This is a genomic window from Neorhizobium phenanthreniclasticum, assembly GCF_040066075.1.
GTDB lineage: Bacteria > Pseudomonadota > Alphaproteobacteria > Rhizobiales > Rhizobiaceae > Neorhizobium > Neorhizobium petrolearium.
In genome coordinates, this window is sequence record NZ_JBEAAL010000024.1 from 62,189 (window position 1) to 84,417 (window position 22,229).

19 protein-coding genes and 1 pseudogene are annotated in these 22,229 nt (G+C 58.4%); 12 read left to right on the top strand and 8 right to left on the bottom strand.

All coding sequences use genetic code 11. From position 1 onward, the window contains the following. Positions 1 to 22: 22 nt before the first annotated feature. Positions 23 to 844 (bottom strand): pyruvate, water dikinase regulatory protein, encoded by an 822-nt coding sequence (locus ABK249_RS25005; protein WP_227704628.1) that lies wholly within the window; start codon positions 842 to 844, stop codon positions 23 to 25. A gap of 475 nt (positions 845 to 1,319) precedes the next feature. Between ABK249_RS25005 and hemE the strand changes: the two genes are divergently transcribed. The 8 genes from hemE to ABK249_RS25045 all read left to right on the top strand — a co-directional run bounded on the left by hemE (position 1,320) and on the right by ABK249_RS25045 (position 9,928). Then, a complete protein-coding gene (hemE, locus tag ABK249_RS25010; protein WP_415926481.1) occupies positions 1,320 to 2,282 on the top strand; it encodes a uroporphyrinogen decarboxylase in 963 nt (320 codons plus the stop codon). Next, positions 2,279 to 2,824, top strand: a complete 546-nt coding sequence (hemJ, locus tag ABK249_RS25015; protein WP_037154025.1) for a protoporphyrinogen oxidase HemJ — start codon at positions 2,279 to 2,281, stop codon at positions 2,822 to 2,824. The genes hemE and hemJ overlap by 4 nt, the downstream gene beginning before the upstream one ends. A 188-nt stretch (positions 2,825 to 3,012) precedes the next feature. After that, the gene (gene rho, locus ABK249_RS25020; protein ID WP_152601182.1) at positions 3,013 to 4,278 is read left to right on the top strand and encodes a transcription termination factor Rho; all 1,266 of its coding nucleotides are present in this window, start codon (positions 3,013 to 3,015) and stop codon (positions 4,276 to 4,278) included. An 85-nt stretch (positions 4,279 to 4,363) separates the two neighbouring features. After that, positions 4,364 to 5,668, top strand: coding sequence for a tRNA uridine-5-carboxymethylaminomethyl(34) synthesis GTPase MnmE (gene mnmE, locus ABK249_RS25025; protein ID WP_152601183.1), 1,305 nt, complete (start codon positions 4,364 to 4,366; stop codon positions 5,666 to 5,668). A 45-nt stretch (positions 5,669 to 5,713) separates the two neighbouring features. Then, positions 5,714 to 7,594 carry a tRNA uridine-5-carboxymethylaminomethyl(34) synthesis enzyme MnmG gene (gene mnmG, locus ABK249_RS25030; RefSeq protein ID WP_348864334.1) on the top strand — a complete coding sequence of 627 codons (1,881 nt, stop codon included), beginning with the start codon at positions 5,714 to 5,716 and terminating at the stop codon, positions 7,592 to 7,594. Beyond that, positions 7,594 to 8,211, top strand: a complete 618-nt coding sequence (gene rsmG, locus ABK249_RS25035) for a 16S rRNA (guanine(527)-N(7))-methyltransferase RsmG (RefSeq protein ID WP_348864335.1) — start codon at positions 7,594 to 7,596, stop codon at positions 8,209 to 8,211. Before mnmG ends, rsmG begins: the two co-directional genes overlap by 1 nt. 14 nt (positions 8,212 to 8,225) lie before the next feature. Continuing rightward, positions 8,226 to 9,017 carry a ParA family protein gene (locus tag ABK249_RS25040; RefSeq protein ID WP_037154040.1) on the top strand — a complete coding sequence of 264 codons (792 nt, stop codon included), beginning with the start codon at positions 8,226 to 8,228 and terminating at the stop codon, positions 9,015 to 9,017. A 29-nt stretch (positions 9,018 to 9,046) separates the two neighbouring features. After that, the gene (locus ABK249_RS25045) at positions 9,047 to 9,928 is read left to right on the top strand and encodes a ParB/RepB/Spo0J family partition protein (RefSeq protein WP_227704624.1); all 882 of its coding nucleotides are present in this window, start codon (positions 9,047 to 9,049) and stop codon (positions 9,926 to 9,928) included. 10 nt (positions 9,929 to 9,938) lie between these two features. Here ABK249_RS25045 and holA read toward each other — a convergent pair whose 3' ends face one another. From holA to leuS, 3 genes are read right to left on the bottom strand one after another with little or no spacing between them, the layout of a single operon-like run. After that, positions 9,939 to 10,970, bottom strand: coding sequence for a DNA polymerase III subunit delta (gene holA, locus ABK249_RS25050; RefSeq protein WP_348864336.1), 1,032 nt, complete (start codon positions 10,968 to 10,970; stop codon positions 9,939 to 9,941). Then, a complete protein-coding gene (locus ABK249_RS25055) occupies positions 10,958 to 11,467 on the bottom strand; it encodes a hypothetical protein (RefSeq protein WP_052182996.1) in 510 nt (169 codons plus the stop codon). The genes holA and ABK249_RS25055 overlap by 13 nt, the downstream gene beginning before the upstream one ends. A gap of 40 nt (positions 11,468 to 11,507) precedes the next feature. Then, on the bottom strand, positions 11,508 to 14,138 hold the full coding sequence (gene leuS / locus ABK249_RS25060) for a leucine--tRNA ligase (RefSeq protein ID WP_348864337.1): 2,631 nt from the start codon (positions 14,136 to 14,138) through the stop codon (positions 11,508 to 11,510). Between the two features lie 175 nt (positions 14,139 to 14,313). Here leuS and ABK249_RS25065 point away from each other — a divergent pair, with 175 nt between their 5' ends. Together ABK249_RS25065 and ABK249_RS25070 are read left to right on the top strand one after the other, a co-directional pair. Then, entirely contained in the window at positions 14,314 to 14,976 is a 663-nt protein-coding gene (locus ABK249_RS25065; RefSeq protein ID WP_348864338.1) for a YggS family pyridoxal phosphate-dependent enzyme, read from the top strand. Between the two features lie 97 nt (positions 14,977 to 15,073). Continuing rightward, positions 15,074 to 17,011: a propionyl-CoA synthetase gene (locus ABK249_RS25070; protein WP_348864339.1), complete on the top strand. Its 1,938-nt coding sequence runs from the start codon at positions 15,074 to 15,076 to the stop codon at positions 17,009 to 17,011. Positions 17,012 to 17,082: 71 nt separating this feature from the next. Here the strand turns inward: ABK249_RS25070 and ABK249_RS25075 are convergent. Next, a pseudogene (locus ABK249_RS25075) lies at positions 17,083 to 17,783 on the bottom strand (DUF1013 domain-containing protein). Positions 17,784 to 18,004: 221 nt separating this feature from the next. Here ABK249_RS25075 and acs point away from each other — a divergent pair. After that, positions 18,005 to 19,957, top strand: coding sequence for an acetate--CoA ligase (acs, locus tag ABK249_RS25080; RefSeq protein ID WP_037154057.1), 1,953 nt, complete (start codon positions 18,005 to 18,007; stop codon positions 19,955 to 19,957). Positions 19,958 to 19,992: 35 nt separating this feature from the next. On the opposite strand, the gene ABK249_RS25085 is transcribed toward acs, so the two are convergent. The 3 genes from ABK249_RS25085 to ABK249_RS25095 all read right to left on the bottom strand — a co-directional run bounded on the left by ABK249_RS25085 (position 19,993) and on the right by ABK249_RS25095 (position 21,065). Next, positions 19,993 to 20,223 (bottom strand): excalibur calcium-binding domain-containing protein, encoded by a 231-nt coding sequence (locus ABK249_RS25085; protein WP_037154060.1) that lies wholly within the window; start codon positions 20,221 to 20,223, stop codon positions 19,993 to 19,995. 72 nt (positions 20,224 to 20,295) lie between these two features. Beyond that, the gene (locus ABK249_RS25090) at positions 20,296 to 20,742 is read right to left on the bottom strand and encodes a thermonuclease family protein (RefSeq protein WP_037154062.1); all 447 of its coding nucleotides are present in this window, start codon (positions 20,740 to 20,742) and stop codon (positions 20,296 to 20,298) included. Between the two features lie 104 nt (positions 20,743 to 20,846). Continuing rightward, positions 20,847 to 21,065: a DUF1674 domain-containing protein gene (locus ABK249_RS25095; RefSeq protein WP_348864340.1), complete on the bottom strand. Its 219-nt coding sequence runs from the start codon at positions 21,063 to 21,065 to the stop codon at positions 20,847 to 20,849. Positions 21,066 to 21,176: 111 nt separating this feature from the next. Here ABK249_RS25095 and htpX point away from each other — a divergent pair, with 111 nt between their 5' ends. Beyond that, positions 21,177 to 22,151: a zinc metalloprotease HtpX gene (gene htpX / locus ABK249_RS25100; RefSeq protein ID WP_037154067.1), complete on the top strand. Its 975-nt coding sequence runs from the start codon at positions 21,177 to 21,179 to the stop codon at positions 22,149 to 22,151. Positions 22,152 to 22,229: the final 78 nt, after the last annotated feature.

A 22,229-nucleotide genomic window follows, 5' to 3' on the forward strand; every position in this document is an offset into this window, starting at 1 on the left:
CAGAAGCGGCAGGCGTTTCCGCTTAACGCAGCTTCGGGCGCAGCGCAACGATTGCGGCTGCCGTCTCCTCGATCGACCGACGCGTCACGTCTATGACTGGCCAATTGTGCCTGGCGCACAGAGCGCGGGCATATTTCAGCTCCTCGTTGATCGTTGCACGGTCGGTATAATGCCGGTGATCGAAGCCATGTGTCGCCCCAAGCTCCCGGTTTTCGCGGACCTGGCTGATGCGATCCGTTGTCGCGACGAGGCCGACGATGAGTGGATGAGTAGCTCGATAAAGGCTTTCCGGCAGGTCGGCACCAGGTACGATCGGGATATTGGCTGTCTTGATACCCCGGTTGGCAAGATAGATGCTGGTCGGTGTCTTTGACGTGCGGCTGATACCGACCAGCACGACATCCGCCTCGTCATAGTCCTCCGGCATCTGCCCGTCGTCATGATCCATGGTGAAGTTGAGCGCTTCGATACGCTTGAAATAGTCGGCATTCAGGGCGTGTTGCGCGCCCACCCGCCGGCGGGACGGTGCGCCGAGATAGGCTTGAAACGTGGCCATGATCGGCTCAAGAACATTCACGCTTGGCAGACCCATTTCACGGCAGCGCTGGTCGATGAATCCCGCCAGTTCCTGATCGACAATCGTGTAAAGGACGATGCCCGGTTCCCGATCGATGTCTTCCAACACCGCCAAAAGCTGCTTGCGGTTCCGGATCAGTGGATAGACATGCTCGATCGCAAACGACGACTGGAATTGAACCGAAGCAGCCCTGCCAGCGGAGATAAGAGTCTCGCCCGTCGAGTCAGATATCAGATGCAGATGGAAGAAGTTTTTTCTGTTCTCCACGCTAATCTTTACCCTTTGTTGACAACTCGGGAGAGACGATCCGCATCTGCCTGCCGGTCGCCCGTCGCCTGGAAAACTGCCTCGTTTTCCACATCTGCAGGTTTCGTGGACGCCAATCAAGCGAACTTGTGGGCTTTGGGGATAAAGACCTCCAAGCGGCTTTCCATCCCCAGTTTATCCACAGATGGCAACGAGGCCACACCGCGCCTATCCTTCTGGAATCTCGTCAAAAAATTGATTTCTCCCTTGAATTACAAGATTTCTCGCAGGTTCTGTTCCATCCTGATGGCGAGAGTGGCGGATCGCCGCGTCGGCTGTGATTTGACTTTAATCCTTGCTACCCACCGACTCTAAGAAATAGAAAACAAAATTAAATTCTTTTCTTTGATTTAGGGAGAACCCATTGACCGGCGAAACCCGTAAGATCGTCGCGGTGCTTGAAGGCAGGACGGTCAAGCCGCCACCGATCTGGCTGATGAGGCAGGCAGGACGCTATCTTCCGGAATACAGGGAAACGCGGTCGAAGGCCGGGAGCTTTCTCGATCTCTGTTACACCCCGGACCTGGCTGTCGAAGTGACCTTGCAGCCGATCCGGCGCTATGGCTTTGATGCGGCGATCCTCTTTTCCGACATCCTGGTTATTCCGGATGCTCTGAAGCGAAATGTTCGTTTCGTGCAGGGAGAAGGTCCACAGATGGACCCGATCGACGTTTCCGCCATCGAAAGATTGAAGAGCGACGGCGTTCTCGACCACCTGGCACCGGTGATCGAGACGGTGCGTCGATTGAGAAAGGAACTGCCGGAAGAAACCGCCCTGCTCGGCTTTTGCGGCGCGCCCTGGACGGTGGCTACCTATATGATCGCCGGCCACGGCACCCAGGACCAGGCTCCCGCCCGGCTGTTTGCCTACCGGTACCCCGACGCTTTCGAAAAACTTCTCTCTTTCCTGGCCGAGGTATCGGCAGAATATCTGATCGCTCAGATCGATGCGGGTGCGGACGCTGTGCAGATCTTCGATTCCTGGGCGGGGGTTCTCGGAGAGCGAGAGTTCCAAGCTTACGCTGCAGGGCCGGTTGCGCGTATGATCGAGATCGTTCGCAAGGAACGCCCGCAAGCCAAGATCATAGCCTTTGCCAAAGGTGCTGGTTTCAACCTGAAGACCTATCGTCAGAGGACTAAGGCGGATGCGATCGGTCTCGACTGGTCGGTGCCGCTTTCTTTCGCAGCCGAGCTGCAGAAAGACGGGCCGATTCAGGGCAATCTCGATCCGATGCGGGTGGTCGCCGGCGGAAAGCCGCTTGAGGAAGGTATCGATGCGATTCTGGACAAACTCGGAAACGGACCGCTGATCTTCAATCTCGGGCACGGCATCACACCAGAGGCCAATCCCGATCATGTGACGGCGCTGATGAGGCGCGTACGGGGAGCAAGGGTATGAATGCGTCCGAGCTGCAGAGCGGCCGGGCGGCCGGGCGGCGATCGGCAGTTCGCGCATTCGTCGCGCTTGTCGTCTTCATCGCGATCCTGGCTGCGGTCTACCTGGTGCGGCCGGATGATTTTGTCCTCTATATCAAGGCTTTCCATGTAATCGCAGTGATCTCCTGGATGGCCGGCCTTCTCTATATGCCGCGGCTTTTCATCTATCACAGCGATGCGGAACCGGGCTCAGCCCATTCGGAAACATTCAAAATGATGGAACAGCGGCTCCTGAAGATCATCATGAACCCGGCGATGATGATCACATGGGTTCTGGGCCTTTTCCTGGCCTGGGATGTTTATGGATTCCGCGGCGGTTGGCTGCATGCGAAGATCGGGCTGGTGATCCTTCTTACCCTCGTGCATGTGCTGTTTGGTCGCGCCGTCCGGAATTTCGCGGTCGACGGTCACCGTAAATCACCGCGCTATTGGCGGATGATGAACGAATTGCCAACAGTGCTGATGATCGGAATTGTCATCCTCGTGATCGTAAAACCGTTTTGATGTTCTTTTTCTCAGCAAGAATTTCTGCTTGCCCCTTGCGGCATTCCACGCGAGTCGCTATTTTCGCCCCATCTCATCTCGTGGCATGCGTGTAATTTCCCATCGTCCCTGGATCATCTTCCGCGGGAGCGAAGTTCACCGACACGCCTATATTCTCCCTAAAATTCTCACACTACGGTCCCCTCTTCATGGCTGAAATGAAGCTTCAAGAACTCAAGAGCAAATCTCCTACCGATTTGCTGACCTTTGCCGAATCCCTGGAGGTCGAGAACGCCAGCACGATGCGCAAGCAGGAGCTGATGTTCGCGATCCTCAAAGTTCTGGCGAGCCAGGACATCGAGATCATCGGCGAAGGTGTAGTCGAGGTCTTGCAGGACGGATTCGGCTTCCTGCGTTCGGCGAACGCCAATTATCTGCCTGGCCCGGACGATATCTATATCTCTCCCTCGCAGATCCGACGGTTTTCTTTGAAGACCGGCGATACGGTCGAAGGTCCGATCCGCGGGCCGAAGGAAGGCGAGCGTTATTTCGCGCTCCTGAAGGTCAATACAATCAACTTTGATGATCCGGAAAAGATCCGGCACAAGGTACATTTTGACAATCTGACCCCGCTTTATCCGAATGAGCGGTTCAAGATGGAACTCGATGTTCCAACCTCGAAGGACCTCTCGGCTCGCGTCATCGATCTTGTTGCGCCGCTTGGTAAAGGCCAACGTGGCCTTATTGTCGCGCCACCGCGTACGGGTAAGACAGTCCTTCTGCAGAATATTGCCCATTCCATCACGGCGAATCACCCGGAATGCTACCTCATCGTTCTCCTGATCGATGAACGCCCGGAGGAAGTGACCGACATGCAGCGCTCCGTGCGCGGCGAGGTGGTTTCCTCCACTTTCGACGAGCCGGCCGTTCGTCACGTACAGGTCGCCGAGATGGTGATCGAGAAAGCCAAACGCCTTGTCGAGCACGGCCGCGACGTTGTCATCCTGCTCGATTCGATCACCCGCCTCGGCCGTGCCTACAACACGGTCGTGCCGTCGTCCGGTAAGGTTCTGACGGGCGGCGTGGACGCCAACGCGCTACAGCGGCCGAAGCGGTTCTTCGGCGCCGCCCGTAACATCGAGGAAGGCGGTTCGCTGACCATCATCGCCACGGCGCTTATCGACACCGGCAGCCGCATGGACGAAGTCATCTTCGAAGAGTTCAAGGGCACCGGCAACTCGGAAATCGTGCTCGACCGCAAGGTCGCCGACAAGCGCATATTCCCGGCCATGGACATTCTGAAATCCGGTACGCGCAAGGAGGATCTGCTTGTGCCGCGCCAGGACCTCCAGAAGATTTTCGTGCTTCGCCGTATCCTTGCGCCAATGGGTACGACCGATGCCATCGAGTTCCTGATCGACAAGCTGAAGCAGACCAAGAACAATGGCGACTTCTTCGACTCGATGAACACTTGATCCTTAGCCGGATTCCCGAATTCTCAAAGCGCCCGGTTGAAACCGGGCGCTTTGAGTTTCTGGACCTGTTTGATAAAGCATCCGGATGAACCGAACCGAGGACACGATCTTTGCACTCTCCAGCGGCACCCTGCCGGCGGGCGTCGCGGTTGTGCGGTTGAGCGGTCCCAAGGCGTTCGATGCCGCGACGGCTCTGGCAGGCGATCTCCCGATTGCACGGAAGGCCGGCCTCAGAGCGATTCGGAGCCGCAACGGATCGGTTATCGACCAGGCGCTGCTTGTCTGTTTTCCGGGACCGGCTTCCTTTACCGGCGAGGATTGTGTGGAACTCCATCTGCATGGGAGCCGTGCGGTGGTATCCGCTGTCTACGAAGAGCTTTCAGCCCTTCCGAGCCTCCGTTTTGCCGAGGCCGGCGAGTTCTCACGCCGCGCGTTTGAGAATGGTAAGCTCGATTTGGTCGAGGTCGAGGGTCTCGCGGACCTCATCTCTGCTGAAACGGAGATGCAGCGGCGGCTTGCCGTCGAGCAGAGTTTTGGCGGCCAGTCCGTCCTCTATCGGAGCTGGGCGGATCGCCTGACGCGCGCACGTGCAATGATAGAGGCGGAGCTGGACTTTGCCGACGAGGATGATGTCCCGGGCTCGGTATCCGATCGTGTGTGGTTAGATATGGGCGATCTCTACGCCGAGATCGAGCAGCATCTTGGGTCCGCGAAGGCAGGTGAAATCGTCCGCGATGGATACAAAGTGGTGATCGCCGGGCCACCTAATGCAGGAAAATCAAGTCTACTCAATGCCTTAGCGAAACGAGACGTCGCGATTGTCACGGAAATTGCAGGGACGACAAGAGATATCCTCCATGTAGATATCGATCTGGAAGGCTATCTAGTCCGCTTCTTCGATACGGCTGGTCTTCGCGAGACAGGAGATCTTGTTGAACAGGAAGGCGTGCGGAGGGCGCGGATCGCAATCGAACAGGCAGACATGATCCTTGAGCTGGAGGAAATCGATTCGGTTTCGAAACATGACGCGAAACTACCCTCAACAAATCTGCTTCGGCTGGGTACAAAGCTCGACAAGCATGGCGTTTCGCCGAATTACGACCTTTGCATCTCCAGCAGGACGGGTGAAGGCTTGGAGCAATTGCGCGGGCGTATTCTGGAGGAGTTGCGCAAGGTTTGGACGGGTTCACTCGTTCCCAATCGACAACGGCAGGTCCAGTATTTGAAAGAGGCTTCCCAATCGGTCGCAGAAGCGCTAAATGGCCGGGAACTGGACATTCGAGCTGAAAGCCTTCGGGCGGCTGCATCGTCGCTCGGCAGGATCACCGGCCATGTGGATGTCGAACAGCTTCTGGATGTCATTTTTTCGCAATTCTGTATTGGCAAATGATTCACGTGAAACGTAGCGGCGACGCGGTTTCATGGAGAGATGAAAATGGACACGGTTTTCGACGTGATTGTGATCGGGGGCGGGCATGCGGGCTGTGAGGCGGCCAGTGCCGCCGCTCGCATGGGTGCGAGAACCGCGCTGATCACCCACAAAAAAGAGACGATCGGTGTCATGTCCTGCAATCCCGCTATCGGCGGTCTCGGCAAAGGGCATCTGGTCCGTGAAGTGGATGCCTTGGATGGGTTGATGGGACGGGTTGCTGACGAGGCGGGGATTCAGTTTCGGCTTCTCAACAGGAAGAAGGGACCTGCGGTCCGAGGGCCAAGGACGCAAGCGGACCGGAAACTCTATCGCCTGGCAATGCAGCGCGAGCTTTTCAGCCACCCGAATCTGACCGTGATCGAAGGGGATGCGTTTGACATCGATATTCAGAACGGTCGCGTCGCCGCGGTCGAGCTGAAGGATGGGCGTCGATTCGGATGCGGAACGGTTGTGCTGACGACTGGCACCTTTCTTCGCGGCTTGATTCACATCGGCGACCGAAAAACACCGGCAGGTCGTGTTGGGGAAGAACCCTCGCTTGGTTTGTCGGCCACCTTGTCTCGCCTCGGCCTCAAGCTTGGACGGTTAAAGACCGGTACGCCGGCACGGCTGGATGGAAGAACGATAAACTGGGCCGGCATTGGGCGGCAGGAAGCGGACGAGAATCCGGTTCCGTTTTCCTTCATGACGGATGGGATCATGACCCCGCAGATAGCATGTGGGGTTACGCGCACGACGGATGCGACCCATAAGATCATCTCGGACAATATCCATCGGTCGGCCATGTATTCCGGCCAGATCGAGGGCGTCGGGCCGCGCTATTGCCCATCCATTGAAGATAAGATCGTTCGGTTTGGCGAGCGGGACGGCCACCAGGTCTTTCTAGAGCCGGAGGGCCTGGATGATTGGACGGTTTATCCGAACGGTATCTCCACCTCGCTGCCGGCGGAAGTACAGGAGGCCTTCATACGAACCATTCCCGGACTGGAGGAGGTCTCTATTCTACAACCCGGTTATGCGATCGAATATGATCATGTGGATCCGCGGGAACTGAAGGCTTCTCTGGAAGTGAAAAAGATGTCGGGGCTTTTCCTTGCCGGCCAGATCAACGGCACGACAGGGTATGAGGAAGCAGCAGCTCAGGGCCTGGTGGCAGGCCTTAATGCAGCACGCTCAGCGGCTGGTAGGGAGCCCCATCATTTCAGCCGGGCAGACTCCTATATCGGCGTCATGATCGATGATCTGACATCGCGTGGTGTGACTGAGCCCTACCGCATGTTTACGTCGCGGGCCGAATATCGCCTCTCGCTTCGCGCGGACAATGCCGATGTCAGGCTTACGGAAAAGGGCGTTGAACTGGGATGCGTCGGCATTGCGCGCAAGAAGAAATTCAGAGCTTATCAAGAGTTGCTGAACAGCGGGCGTCAACTTCTCCGCTCCTTGAACCTGACACCTAAGGAAGCCAGCCAGCATGGTCTGAAGATGAATCAGGATGGGCAGCGCCGGACCGCGTATGAAATCCTCGCCTATCCGGATCAGTCACTCACATCACTTGTCACCATCTGGCCCAAACTCGGCGAGCTTTCACCCAAGGTGGGAGAAGCTTTGGAGATCGAGGCTTCCTATGCTGTTTATATGAACCGGCAGGCAGCCGACATTCATGCGACGCACCGGGACGAAGCACGTATCATCCCTCAAGGCTTTGATTTTTCAGCACTTCCTGGCCTTTCCAACGAGCTTAAACAGAAACTGGCGGTCGCTAATCCCGTTAATTTAGCCCAGGTTTCGAAGGTCGACGGCATGACGCCGGCGGCCCTTGCCCTCATCTTGGCGCTTCTCCGTCGGGAAGAAGCAGCAGCCAATCGCGTTAAACGAGTCTCCTGATGCTGTTGAACGGCAGGAGTGTTTCACGTGAAACGCAGGAAAGGCTGGAGCATTTTGCTCTGCTTTTCCAAAAATGGGCGAAGACGATCAATCTCGTAGCCCCCTCGACTCTGGATGAGTTCTGGAACCGCCATATTTCCGATAGCGCACAGATCTTCCAGCTCTCACCGGAGCCCCTCCGGTGGATCGACCTGGGATCGGGTGGGGGATTCCCGGGGATTGTTACAGCAATATTTTTGGCCGAGTTGCAGGATGGCTGGGTTCATCTTGTGGAAAGCAACCAAAAGAAGGCTGCCTTTCTTCGGGTTGCCTTGGCAGAAACGCATGCGCGTGGATCAGTCCACCCTGTGCGAATAGAAACGGCTCCGCGAATCATTCCGGAATGCGATCGAATCTCCGCACGGGCCCTGGCGGAGCTCGATCTCCTTCTTTTATATTCCGCCGATTGGATGATTGGGAAGAAAGCAAGGGCTTTTTTTCATAAAGGCCGGGATTATGCGGCGGAAGTCGCGAAAGCACGTGGTCGTTGGGCTTTCGATCTGGTAGAACATCGAAGTGTCGTCGAGGCGGACTCCATGATCCTCGAGATTGCCAACTTAAGGCGCAACGAACCCTAGATTTCAGGTGCGGCATGTTCGAAAAGAACCGGATTATCACCATAGCCAACCAGAAAGGTGGCGTCGGCAAGACGACAACAGCCATAAACCTAGCTACAGCGCTTGCTGCAATCGGCGAGCATGTGCTCATTGTCGATCTGGATCCGCAAGGAAATGCCAGTACGGGACTGGGTATCGAACGCAGGGATCGCAAACTATCTTCCTACGACTTGCTGATGGGTTACAACACGATTGCCGAGGCTGCTCTCGAAACGGCCGTCCCCAATCTGTCGATCGTTCCCTCGACCATGGATCTGCTGGGATTCGAGATGGAGATTTCTCAATCTCCCGATCGAGCATTCAAACTTCGCCGCGCCCTCAACACCGAAGAAGCGGCGGCTTATTCCTATATCCTCGTGGATTGCCCACCTTCGTTCAATCTGTTGACGATGAACGCGATGGCTGCTGCCCATTCGGTGCTTGTTCCGCTGCAATGCGAGTTTTTTGCGCTGGAGGGATTGAGTCAGCTTCTGGAAACTGTCGACCAGGTGCGTCGTACGGTTAATCCCTCCCTAGATATCCAGGGGATTGTGCTTACGATGTTCGACGCACGAAATAACCTTGCGCAGCAGGTTGTCAGTGATGTACGGACATATCTCGGCGAGAAGGTCTATCATACCCTTATCCCGCGTAATGTCCGCGTGTCGGAAGCGCCATCCTATGGCAAGCCGGCTATTCTGTATGATCTGAAATGCGCCGGCAGTCAGGCCTATCTTCAGTTGGCCTCGGAGGTGATTCAGCGGGAACGCAGGCGGAAGGCCGCTTGAAGGCTGTAGACTCACAGGTGAATGAGAGAATGAACGACGATCTTTCAAAGAGGCGCCTTGGCCGCGGGCTCGCGGCGCTGATCGGTGAAATGGATCAGCCGCTGCCGGTGGATAGCGCACCGCGCAGCGTCAATCCCGACCGGCTGGTTCCGATTGAGCATGTTTCTCGGAACCTGAAGAATCCGCGGCGGAATTTTGACGAGAGCGAGCTGCAGGACCTAGCGAGCTCGATACGTCAACATGGCATCGTGCAGCCGGTAGTCGTGAGGCCGACGGGGGGCGATCGATACGAGATTATTGCCGGCGAAAGACGCTGGCGCGCGGCTCAGCTTGCCGGATTGATTGAGATTCCGATCATCGTCCGGGATGTCGACGACCGGACTGCGCTAGAGCTTGCCATCGTCGAGAATGTCCAGCGGTCGGATCTCAATCCCCTCGAAGAGGCGATGGGGTATGATCAGCTCATTGCCGAGCATGGTTACACTCAGAACGATCTGGGGGAGATCATCGGCAAGAGCCGGAGCCATGTGGCGAACAGTCTGCGCCTTCTCAAGCTCCCTGAGCCGGTTCGTGAAATGCTCTCGGTAGGTAGTCTATCTGCCGGGCATGCACGTGCCCTAATCACCACGTCGGATCCGGTGACGCTTGCTCGTACGGTCGTCGCCAAAGGCATGTCCGTTCGTGATGCGGAGCGGCTGGCTCAGAACGATATCAAGGCGCAATCGGAGCCTGCATCCGTTTCGAAAGCGGAACAAAAGGATTCGGATACCCTGGCATTGGAGCGGACGCTCTCCGATTCTCTCGGGTTGGAGGTCAAGATCAACCATAAGAGCGGCGGCGGCCATGTCCGGATCAACTATCGGACGCTGGAGCAACTCGAAGAAATCTGCCGCCTTCTGGAGCGGCGATAATCCAAGAAATTCAGCGGCTTGACTGAATGGTAATAGCCATCAGCGCGTGGAAGGCGATGCTGGGCTCAAGGCTTTGTTTCTGGCGCGACGTGAGAACGGCAGCCTGAAGCCGTTCGGTTTCACGGGAAAGCGCTTGGGAATTCCAACTTCTCAGAGCTTTTTCGATGATCGGTTTACGCCTGAAGTGAATATGCCGGCCAAGCGTCATCATGACCTGAGCGACAGGCAGCTTCTTTTCTTCCATTTCGGCCTTCATCAAGTCCAGCATCTGAAACTGCTTCAGGCAGGATTGCAGAACAAGGAAAACCGGCGTCTTTGACGATAGCACTTTCTGGATGGCGCGGTGCAGGCCCGGAAGATCGCCGCTCAGGACGGCATCGACCGCCTCGTCGGAGGAAACACTGCTGGCATCTCCGATGATTTCTTCGATATGCCCTTCCTCGATCACACCCTGACCACGGCAATAGAGAGCGAGCTTGCGGATTTCATTACGAGATGCCGCCCGATCTCCGCCGAGCAGGTCCAGAAGTTTCTGGCGAGCAGCCGAACTGATCCGCAGGCCCTCGCTCGCCAGTTCGGTATCGATGAGGCCGTTGAGAGCCTTGATGTCGTCTGCATAGCAGGGGATAATGGCAATGGATTTGGCCGGCTCCGCGATTTTGCGCAGACCGCTGCCCTTCTTGAGATCGCCGGCTTCGACAATCAGAATATTGGCGGCTGCGGGACCGTCGGCAAGCACCTGCATCGCGTCCAAAAGCGGCTTTTCGTTGGCCGCGCCGCGCAGCCAGATGAGCTTGGAGCCGCCAAAAAGGCCGAGCGCGTTGACTTCGTCGAGCAACTTGCCGGGGTCGCCCTGAAGATCGGAAATATCGATCTTGAGCATGGCGAACGGATCATCCTGGGAGACGCCTGTTTTGCGGGCCAGCAATGCCGCCCTTTCGGAAACGAGGCCGCGATCCGGGCCGTAGATCACGAAAATCCTGTAGAGCTCGGCGCCCTTTTCGGCAAAGCGATCGAACTCGTGGGACTTTATTTCTGCCATGCCGTTTGCGGCTGAGGTTCGCGCGCCAGCACAATGGCGATCTCGGCGCGGATGAACTCAGCAAGCTCCCTTGCCGCGCGGTTTTCGGCATCCCGGATCGCGCGCAGCTTTGCGAAGCCTTGGCCGGAAACGTCGATGAGCGAAACGACTTCCCGTTTGCCGGATTTTAGCACCTGACCGTCGCTCACGCGGGTGAGTGTATAGACTCCCTCGACCTGGACGCGGCCGGGAAGCGGCACGCCAGTCGTGGATACATTGTCGTCGTCCTCGTCATCGATGATGCTGGAGGCCGTGCTCGTTGCTGCGAGCTTCACGTCATAGGCGGGGTGCTTGGATTCACCTGCTCCGCCGGAGGTCAAGAAGATCAGATGGTTGCGAATAACCTGGTCAATCCGGCTTTTAGGTTGCGAGAAGCTGACGGCAGCCAGACGTTCACCGGTACCGTGAGCCTCGGAATAAAGCGGGCGAACCTGGCAACCGGCAAGAACGGTAAGCATTGCAAGGCAGGACACGAGCCCAATGCGACGAAGAGAGCGGTCAAACGACAATGTTCACGATCCTCTGTGGGACGACGATGATCTTCTTCGGCGCCCGGCCATCAAGAGCCGCTTTCACCGCATCCAGCGTCAAAACCGCAGCCTCGACCGCACTTTGATCCGCGTCGCGCGCGATTGTCAATTCGGCCCGCTTCTTACCATTGATCTGGACCGGCAGTGTGACATCGTTCTCGATGACCAGTGCCTCGTCGTATTGCGGCCAGGCCGTTTCGGCAACCAGATCCTTATTACCGAGCACCGCCCAGCATTCCTCGGCAAGATGCGGCGTCATCGGCGCGACAAGCTGGATCAGGATTTCAGCAGCGTTGCGAACGGCGCCGCGATAAGCAGCATCACCTTCGCCGACTGCCACCTTGCCGAGCGGCGTGGCCAGCGTGTTCACGAGTTCATAGATGCGCGCGACAGCCTTGTTGAAGGAGAGCTTGTCGTAATCCCCCTGGACCGCCTTCAGCGTCTTGTGGGCGAGCTGGGAGATTGCCAGCGCATCACCCTCCCTGGCCGCAGCCGGATGGACCCCCGCCAGGCCTTCGGAGGCTTCGGAAATCAGTCTCCAGAGGCGTTGCGTGAAACGATGAGCACCTTCGACACCGGCCTCCGACCAGATGACGTCGCGATCCGGCGGCGAATCGGACAGCACGAAAAAGCGTGCCGTGTCGGCGCCGTAGGAGGCTATGATATCGTCCGGATCAACGACATTCTTCTTCGACTTCGACATCTTCTCGATCGAGCCGATCGTGACTTCCTCACCGGTCAACAGGAGGGTCGCGCGTCGTTTGCCATCGACTTCCTCGATGCGAATATCCGCCGGCGAAACCCACTCACCGTTCGGCCCCGAGCCGTGGCGGTAGGTTTCATGCACGACCATACCCTGGGTGAAGAGGCCTTTGAAGGGCTCCTTGACGTCCACATGGCCAGTTTCACGCATGGCGCGGGTAAAGAAGCGCGAATAGAGCAGGTGCAGGATCGCGTGTTCGATGCCGCCGATATATTGGTCGACCGGCAGCCAATGATTGGCCGCGGCCGCATCGGTCGGCCCGTTCTCCCAAGGGGCCGTGAAGCGCGTGAAATACCAGCTCGAATCGACAAAGGTGTCCATGGTATCCGTCTCGCGACGGGCGTCCTTGCCGCAATTCGGGCAGGCCACATGGCGCCATGTCGGATGTCGGTCGAGCGGGTTGCCCGGCTGATCGAAGGTGACATCATCCGGCAGCCTGACCGGCAGGTCCTTTTTCGGCACGGGCACGACGCCGCAGTCTTCGCAATGGATGACCGGGATAGGGCAGCCCCAATAGCGCTGGCGGGAAATACCCCAGTCGCGCAGGCGGAAATTCACCTTGCGTTCCGCCTGCGGCATGTTGCCCAGCAATGTATTGGACAGCTGATCGGCAACGATTCCGAAAGCTTCGTCAGTCGTCTTGCCGTCGAGGAAGCGGGAATTAATCATCACGCCGTCGTCGACATAGGCGGTATCGCCGATTGCAAAGGTTGCGGCATCGCCGTCCTTCGGCATGACGACCGGAACGACCGGCAGGCTGTATTTGCGAGCGAAATCGAGGTCGCGCTGATCGCCCGACGGGCAACCGAAGATTGCGCCGGTCCCATATTCCATCAGCACGAAATTCGCGACATAGACCGGCAGTTCCCAGGACGGATCGAGCGGATGCCTGACGCGGATGCCCGTGTCTATCCCCTTCTTCTCGGCCGTTTCCAGCGCGGCGAGCGACGTTCCATGCCGACGGCATTCTTCGGCGAAGGATTCGATGGCCGGATTCGTCGCGGCAACCGCCTTGGCAAGCGGATGGTCGGCGGCGATCGCCAGAAAGGAGGCGCCGAACAGCGTGTCGGGGCGGGTCGTATAGACGACCACCTCGCTCTCGCCGGCAGGAGCCGTGGACGAGACGATTTCCCAGCGGATGGTGAGACCTTCGGAGCGGCCGATCCAGTTCTTCTGCATCAGCCGAACCTTTTCCGGCCACTGGTCGAGCGTATCCAGCGCGTCGAGCAGGTCCTGACTGAAATCGGTGATCTTGAAGAACCACTGCACCAGCTCGCGCTGTTCCACCAGCGCGCCGGAGCGCCAGCCGCGGCCATCGATGACCTGTTCGTTGGCGAGCACAGTCTGGTCAACCGGGTCCCAGTTGACCTTGGACTGCTTGCGATAGACCAGCCCCTTCTCCATCATGTCCAGGAAGAGATGCTGCTGGCGGTGGTAATAATCGACATCGCAGGTCGCGAACTCGCGGGACCAGTCCAGCGACAGGCCCATGGCCTTCAGTTGCGCCTTCATCGACGCGATGTTCTGATAGGTCCAGGACTTCGGATGCACCTTGTTGTCGCGTGCGGCGTTTTCCGCCGGCATTCCGAAGGCGTCCCAGCCCATCGGATGCAGCACGTTGAAGCCGCGGGCGCGCTTGTAGCGGGCGACCACGTCGCCCATGGCGTAGTTGCGCACATGGCCCATGTGGATGCGGCCCGACGGATAGGGAAACATCTCAAGAACGTAATATTTCTCGCGCGGATCGTTGTTGTCGGTTTCGAAAACCTTGGCCTCGTTCCACTTCTGCTGCCAGCGTGGCTCGGCATCGCGCGGGTTGTAACGTTCAGTCGCCATTTCGATGATATTCCGGGAAAATAAGATCAAGAGTCGGGCGAGACCTTCATCATGAAACCCAGCAAGCGTCAAGTTTTCGGGGCCGGGAAGGGGGCAAGTTTCGGACGGAAGGCCTTGGCAGAGCCCTATATGAGAGTTAATCGCTCTCTTCGCAAGCAATACGGAAGGTCGGATCATGAGTGTCGAGGAACGGCTGCAGGATGTGAAAGCGCGGATCGAGAAGGCGGAGCGTCAGGCCAGGCGACCAGCCGGTTCGGTGACCCTCGTGGCCGTGTCCAAGACTTTCGATGTCGAGCATATCCGTCCGGTCATTGCCACAGGCCAGCGGGTGTTCGGTGAGAACCGGATCCAGGAAAGCCAGGGCAAATGGCCCGCCCTGAAGGCCGAGACGCGGGATATCGAGCTGCATCTGATCGGCCCGCTGCAATCCAACAAGGCCGCCGATGCTGTCGCATTGTTCGATGTGATCGAGACTGTCGACCGGGAAAAGATCGCCCGGGTACTCGCTGAGGAGATGAAAAAGCAGAATCGGACGCCCCGCCTCTATGTTCAGGTGAATACGGGGCTGGAGCCGCAAAAGGCTGGTATCGAGCCAAAAGAGACCTCGCGTTTCGTGGAGTTCTGCCGAAAAGAGCTCGGCCTTTCGATCGAAGGGCTGATGTGCATTCCGCCGGCGGAAGAGAATCCCGGGCCGCATTTCGCCCTCCTCGCCAGGCTCGCCCGGGAAAGTGGCGTCGAGAAGCTTTCGATGGGCATGTCCGGTGATTTTGAGACCGCCATCGAATTCGGAGCGACCAGCGTTCGGGTCGGCTCGGCGATCTTCGGCGCGCGAGAATAGATTTTTGTCAAGTCCCTAGCGCTTTCGTCGGGGTTTCCCCCACTCCTCCCGCACCCTAGATTGGCTGATCTAGGCTAGCTTATTGCGGGAGGTGCAGATGCAAAGCCGTTATCTCAAGGTCTACGAGGCTTGGCAGAAGGATCCGGAAAATTTCTGGCGCGAAGCTGCTGCTGCGATCGACTGGTTCAAAGAGCCGGAGGCGATCTTCGTCAAGGACCAGGGCGTCTATGGACGATGGTACCCCGGCGGCGAGACGAACACCTGTTATAACTGCCTCGACCGACACGTCGCTGCCGGCCAAGGTAAAGTCCCGGCCTTTATCTACGACAGTGCCATGACGGGCGCCAGGGAGACTTTCAGCTATGCCGAGGTGCTGTCGGAGGTCCAGGCGATCGCCGCCGTGCTGCGTAACCATGGCGTCGAAAAAGGCGACCGGGTCATCATCTACATGCCGATGATACCCGAAGCGGTATTTTCCATGCTGGCCTGCGCGCGGCTCGGAGCGATCCATTCGGTTGTGTTCGGCGGGTTCGCGGCCCATGAGCTGGCTGCTCGGCTCGACGATTCCAAGGCCAAGGTGGTGATCAGCGCAAGCTGCGGTCTGGAGCCCGGGCGGGTGGTGGCCTACAAGCCGCTTCTCGATCAGGCGGTGGATATGGCGAAAACAAAGCCCGACTATTGCCTGATCCTGCAGCGCGACCAGTTGCATGCGCCGCTGCGTTATGAACACGGCGACCGGGATTTCGCCGAGGCCATCGAGGCGGAAAAAGTCAACGGCACGCAAGTGCCCTGCGTACCGGTCAAGGCGACCGATCCGCTCTATATCCTCTACACGTCGGGAACCACCGGTCAGCCGAAGGGCGTTGTGCGCGACAATGGCGGACACATGGCGGCACTCCGCTGGAGCATGGAGAATATCTACGGCCTGAAGCCTGGCGATGTCTTCTGGACGGCCTCGGACATCGGTTGGGTGGTCGGCCATTCCTACATCGTCTACGGGCCGCTACTGGCGGGCACGACGAGCGTACTGTTCGAAGGAAAACCGGTCGGCACGCCCGATGCCGGCACATTCTGGCGCGTAATCAATGAGCATAGAGTGAAAGTCCTCTTCACGGCGCCGACGGCATTCCGCGCGATCCGCCGTGAAGATCCGGAAGGGGAGTATATCGCAAAGTACGACATTTCCAGCCTGCAGGCGCTGTTCCTTGCGGGGGAGCGCGCCGATCCGGAAACACTGAAATGGGCAGAACAGCAGCTCGGAATCCCTGTGATCGATCATTGGTGGCAGACGGAAACGGGCTGGGCGATTGCCGCAAACACGGCCGGTCTTGGCCTCATGCCGGTCAAGCACGGCTCGCCCACCCGACCGATGCCGGGTTATGCGCTCGACGTTCTGGACGATGCCGGACATCCGGTGCCGCCCGGCACGCTCGGCAATATCGCCGTCAAGCTTCCTTTGCCGCCTGGCTGCCTCGTCAGCTTCTGGGAGGCCGATGATCGCTTCCGCAAGGCGTGCCTGGAAGAGTTTCCGGGCTACTACAAGACTGCCGATGCAGGCATGATCGACCAGGATGGCTATGTCTTCGTCATGGCCCGGACCGACGATGTCATCAACTGCGCCGGGCACAGGCTTTCGACGGGTTCGATGGAAGAGGTCTGCGCCATGCATCCGGATGTCGCCGAGTGTGCCGTTATCGGCGTTGCCGACCAGCTGAAGGGACAGGTGCCCTGCGGTTTCGTGGTATTGAAGCACAACATCACGCGCGACCATGCGATGATCAAAAAAGAGGTCGTGGAACTGGTTCGGAACGAAATAGGCCCGGTTGCGGCCTTCAAGACGGTGATGGTCGTTGACCGGTTGCCCAAGACGCGATCCGGCAAGATCCTGCGCGGCACGATGCAGAAAATCGCCGACGGGATGCCGTGGAAAATGCCGGCAACGATCGACGATCCGGCGATCCTCGCCGAGATCACCGCGATCCTGAAGGCAAACGGCTATGCGCATGAGGGAGGCGGCCTGAAACAGACCGCCTGAGATCCGAATCGACAAGCCCCGGAAGCGTTCCGGGGCTTGTCGTGTCTGTCGCCGGGAATTTGACAGTCCGCTCAGAAGCGATCGTCTTCTTCATCCTCTTCGCGGCGGTTGGATTTCAGCGAACTAAGCTTTGCGAAAACCGCATCCGCATCGATTTCCTTTTCTTCCTCGCGCTCACTGCGATAACCGAAGTCGAGATTCTCGGTTTCGGACGCAGGCTGCAAAGATGCACCGAGTTCGGCGGCGGTCGGCCCTTGGAAGCCTTTTCCACTTCCAGGTCGAGATCAATCTGGCTGCAGAGGCCGAGGGTGACCGGATCCATCGGTGCCAGGTTGGCCGAGTTCCAGTGGGTGCGCTCACGGATCTGTTCGATGGTCGACTTGGTGGTACCGACGAGGCGGGAAATCTGGGCATCCTTGAGTTCCGGGTGATTGCGGACCAGCCAGAGGATTGCGTTCGGACGATCCTGGCGTTTGGAGACCGGCGTATAGCGCGGGCCACGGCGCTTCGATTCCGGCACGCGTACCTTGGGCTCGGAAAGCTTCAGCTTGTAGTTCACATCCGCCTCTCCCCGGGCGATCTCGTCGCGGGAAAGCTGCCCGGTGGCGATCGGATCGAGGCCCTTGATGCCCTGCGCCGCTTCGCCATCGGCAATTGCTTTCACTTCGAGCGGGTGCAGCTTGCAGAACTGGGCGATCTGGTCGAAGGAAAGGGCCGTGTTGTCGACCAGCCAGACCGCAGTCGCTTTCGGCATAAGCAATTGTTGAGCCATAGGTATAGTTCCTCTGTCCGTCCGCGCCGGTGTCGCGGGCCGTGGGTATCAACCACAATTTCCGGGAATTCATGTGGCTCTATAACCGGAATGGGTCAGAATTGCAAATCTCAAACAAAATGACCATTCGTCTAATTGTCCGGGTTGCTCCACCTGTTATGAATGCGGCACAAATCGCTAAAGTCTGACCTTGGCTTCGGCATTTCGAATGGGAGGTATTCATGTCCGAAAAAATTTATCCGGTGCTCAAGCCCGTTAAAGCGCGCGCTTTGATCGACAAGGAAAAATACGAAAAGTGGTATGAGGAGAGCATCGAAGATCCGGACAAGTTCTGGGGCAAGCACGGTCGGCGCATCGACTGGTTCAAGCCTTACACCAAGGTCAAGAACACGTCGTTCAAGGGCAAGGTTTCGATCAAGTGGTTCGAGGATGGGCTCACCAACGTCTCCTACAACTGCATCGACCGCCACCTGAAGACGCATGGGGAGCGCACTGCGCTGATCTGGGAAGGCGACAACCCCTATATCGACAAGAAGATCACCTATAACCAGCTTTACGATCAGGTCTGCCGGCTGGCCAACGTGCTGAAGAAGCACGGCGTCAAGAAGGGCGACCGGGTTACCATCTACATGCCGATGATCCCGGAAGCGGCCTATGCGATGCTCGCCTGCGCCCGCATAGGGGCGGTCCATTCGGTGGTCTTCGGCGGCTTTTCGCCTGAAGCACTGGCCGGCCGCATCGTCGACTGCGAGTCCACCTTCGTCATCACCTGCGACGAGGGCGTGCGCGGCGGCAAGCCGGTGCCGCTCAAGGAAAATACCGATACCGCCATCCATATCGCTGCCCGGCAGTATGTGACGGTCGACAAGGTGCTCGTCGTGCGTCGTACTGGCGGCAAGACGAACTGGGCGCCCGGCCGCGACCTCTGGTATCACCAGGAAATCGCCAGCGTGAAGCCACATTGCGAGCCGGTGAAGATGAAGGCCGAAGACCCGCTCTTCATCCTTTACACGTCGGGTTCCACCGGCAAGCCCAAGGGCGTGCTGCACACGACCGGTGGTTATCTCGTCTACGCGGCAATGACCCACGAATATGTTTTCGATTATCACGACGGCGACATCTACTGGTGCACGGCGGATGTCGGCTGGGTGACCGGCCATTCCTACATCGTCTACGGTCCGCTTGCGAACTGCGCCACGTCACTGATGTTCGAGGGCGTGCCGAATTTCCCGGACCAGGGCCGCTTCTGGGAAATCGTCGACAAGCACAAGGTCAACATCTTCTACACGGCGCCGACGGCGATCCGTTCGCTGATGGGCGCCGGCGACGAATTCGTGAAACGCTCCTCGCGTTCCAGCCTGCGCCTGCTCGGCACGGTCGGCGAGCCGATCAACCCGGAAGCCTGGGAATGGTATTACAACGTCGTCGGCGACGGGCGCTGCCCGGTCGTCGATACCTGGTGGCAGACGGAAACCGGCGGCCACATGATCACGCCGCTGCCCGGCGCGACCGACATGAAACCGGGTTCGGCCACCAAACCCTTCTTCGGTATCAAGCCGCAGCTTGTCGACAACGAGGGCAATGTTCTGGAAGGTGCTGCCGACGGCAATCTCTGCATCACCGATAGCTGGCCGGGCCAGATGCGCACGGTCTATGGCGATCACGACCGCTTCGTGCAGACCTATTTCTCCACCTACAAGGGGAAATATTTCACCGGTGACGGCTGCCGCCGCGACGAGGACGGCTATTACTGGATCACCGGCCGCGTCGACGACGTGCTGAACGTCTCCGGCCATCGCCTCGGTACGGCGGAAGTCGAATCGGCGCTCGTTTCGCATCATCTGGTGTCGGAAGCCGCAGTCGTTGGCTATCCGCACAATATCAAGGGCCAGGGCATTTATTGCTACGTGACGCTGATGGCCGGCAACGACGGCACGGATGCGCTGCGGCAGGAACTTGCCAAGCATGTTCGCCAGGAAATCGGTCCGATCGCGACGCCGGACAAGATCCAGTTCTCGCCCGGTCTGCCAAAGACCCGCTCCGGCAAGATCATGCGCCGCATCCTGCGCAAGATCGCCGAGGACGATTTCGGCTCGCTCGGCGATACATCGACGCTCGCCGATCCGGCCGTCGTGGACGACCTGATCGCCAACCGCCAGAACAAGGCGGGCTGATCACAGGAAGGCCGCCTGGATCTCCGGGCGGCCTTTCAGCATCCGATGCGGGATCGGATTTCCTCGACTTGTTCCCGCGTATGGCAGATGTTTTCGCAGGGAATGCCGTCTTTGTCCGCATCGGCCCGGCGATATCCTTCGCACCAGATCTCGACCGCTTCCTCACAACTGTCGACCTGCTTGCAGCTCTTTCGCGAACTCTGGGCATAGGTTGTCGAGGCTGCAAGAGCGGTCAGGATACAGATCAAGATTGTCGGCCGTTTCATACTTATCCCCCGCAGGAAGGGTAAGTTTGCGCGCCACCTAATTCAAGCAACTGCTTAAATCTCAAGGTTGAATCAATTCGTCTCGCAAACCTGTCGCGGCTTGCGTCCGCCGTCGTAGCTCTGCGCCAGACCGGCGAGGAGCAGATTGTCGGCGACGCTCCGGCCATCGGAAAGCGTGACGTCGGCGACGATGCGGCCGAAATATTTGTCCCCTGAAATGCGGGTGAGCTGAATTTGACGTGATGCGCCTGCGAGCATTTGCAGCGCATGCTGAGCATCAAGGCCAATTCGGCGGAGCTTGGCGCATTTGGAACGGAGCTCCGGCGTATCGATGCCGCGGATGCGGACATAGACTTCCATCTTCTGCTGTGGCCAAGGCTGCGCTTCGACAAGCAGGGTATCGCCATCGATCACGCGCAGAATTTCGGCGGCGACCGGTCCCGAAATCTCGTCGCGTGCCGAGGCTTCGGTGGTGAGCACCGCGGAGAAACCAGCGAGAATCAGAAGTCTCTTGATCATGAAAGGAATAAATTCCGATCCATGACTCAAGTCAATAGGAATATTTACTTATCCATAAAGCGAGGTGTCGCCAAAACACAGCTGACACCCTCCTGCGTTCCGCCCTAGAAATCGATTGCGCGGCCGTTGATCTCCCAGTCGCCGAAGCGGGCGGGGTCCGCGCCGCCGCGGCCGCCGATTTCCTTCGGCATCTCCGCATTGGCGGCAGCTTGCCGGCGTTCTTCGGCTTCCTTCAGGGCGCGTTGCGCCGCGGGCGATAGCGGTTTCCCTGCAGCGCTCTCTTCCGGTGTCTTGTCGATGTTGTCGTTGTCTGGATCTTGCATCTTTTCCATCACTGGATGGTTTATTGAAAACTGTGGTTGAATTGACCACATGATAGGACGTTCGCCGGCATGGTAAAACCCCTCGTAATACCGGCAACTGGAGAGATGACGATGAACATGATACGCACCGCCATGCTTCTGGCCTTCATGACGGCCCTGTTCATGGGGGTCGGGTTCCTGATCGGCGGGCAGAGCGGCATGATGATCGCCCTGCTGATCGCTGCCGGCATGAACGTGTTTTCCTACTGGAATTCCGACAAGCTCGTGCTTTCGGCCTATCACGCCAAGGAAGTCGATGCGCGCACCGCGCCGGAATTCTACACCATGATCCGCGATCTTGCGGCCAATGCCGGCCTGCCGATGCCAAAGGTCTATATCTACGACAATCCGCAGCCGAACGCTTTTGCGACCGGCCGTAACCCGCAGAATGCCGCCGTTGCCGCATCGACCGGGCTGCTGCAGCGCCTGACGCATGAAGAGGTCGCCGGTGTGATGGCGCACGAGCTCGCGCATATCCAGAACCGCGATACGCTGACCATGACGATCACCGCGACACTTGCCGGCGCAATCTCCATGCTCGGCAACTTCGCCTTCTTCTTCGGCGGCAATCGCGACAACAACAACCCGCTCGGATTCATCGGCGTGCTGGTGGCGATGATCGTCGCACCGCTTGCGGCGATGCTCGTGCAGATGGCAATCAGCCGCACGCGCGAATATTCGGCCGACCGGCGCGGCGCGGAAATCTCCGGCAACCCGCTCTGGCTGGCCTCGGCGCTCGCCAAGATCGCCAATGCGGCACATGTGATCCCGAACTATGAAGCCGAGCGCAATCCGGCGACAGCTCATATGTTCATCATCAATCCGCTCTCGGGCGAGCGCATGGACAATCTGTTCTCGACGCACCCGAATACGGAAAACCGTATCGCCGCCCTGCAGCAGATGGCGGGCGAGTTCCGCCAGGCCACCTCGACGGCCGGGTTCGGGACTGATAGACCGCAGCGCACCGCGCGCTCCGTCCCGAATACCGGCTCAAATTCCGGCTGGGGCCGCGGCTCGGACGAACCGCGCAAAGGTCCCTGGTCTTGAACGACAAGAAGAAAAAAAAGAAACCTTCCAAACCACCGGGATACCGCAGAGAAACGGCCCCCACTGCTGGAGGCGAAA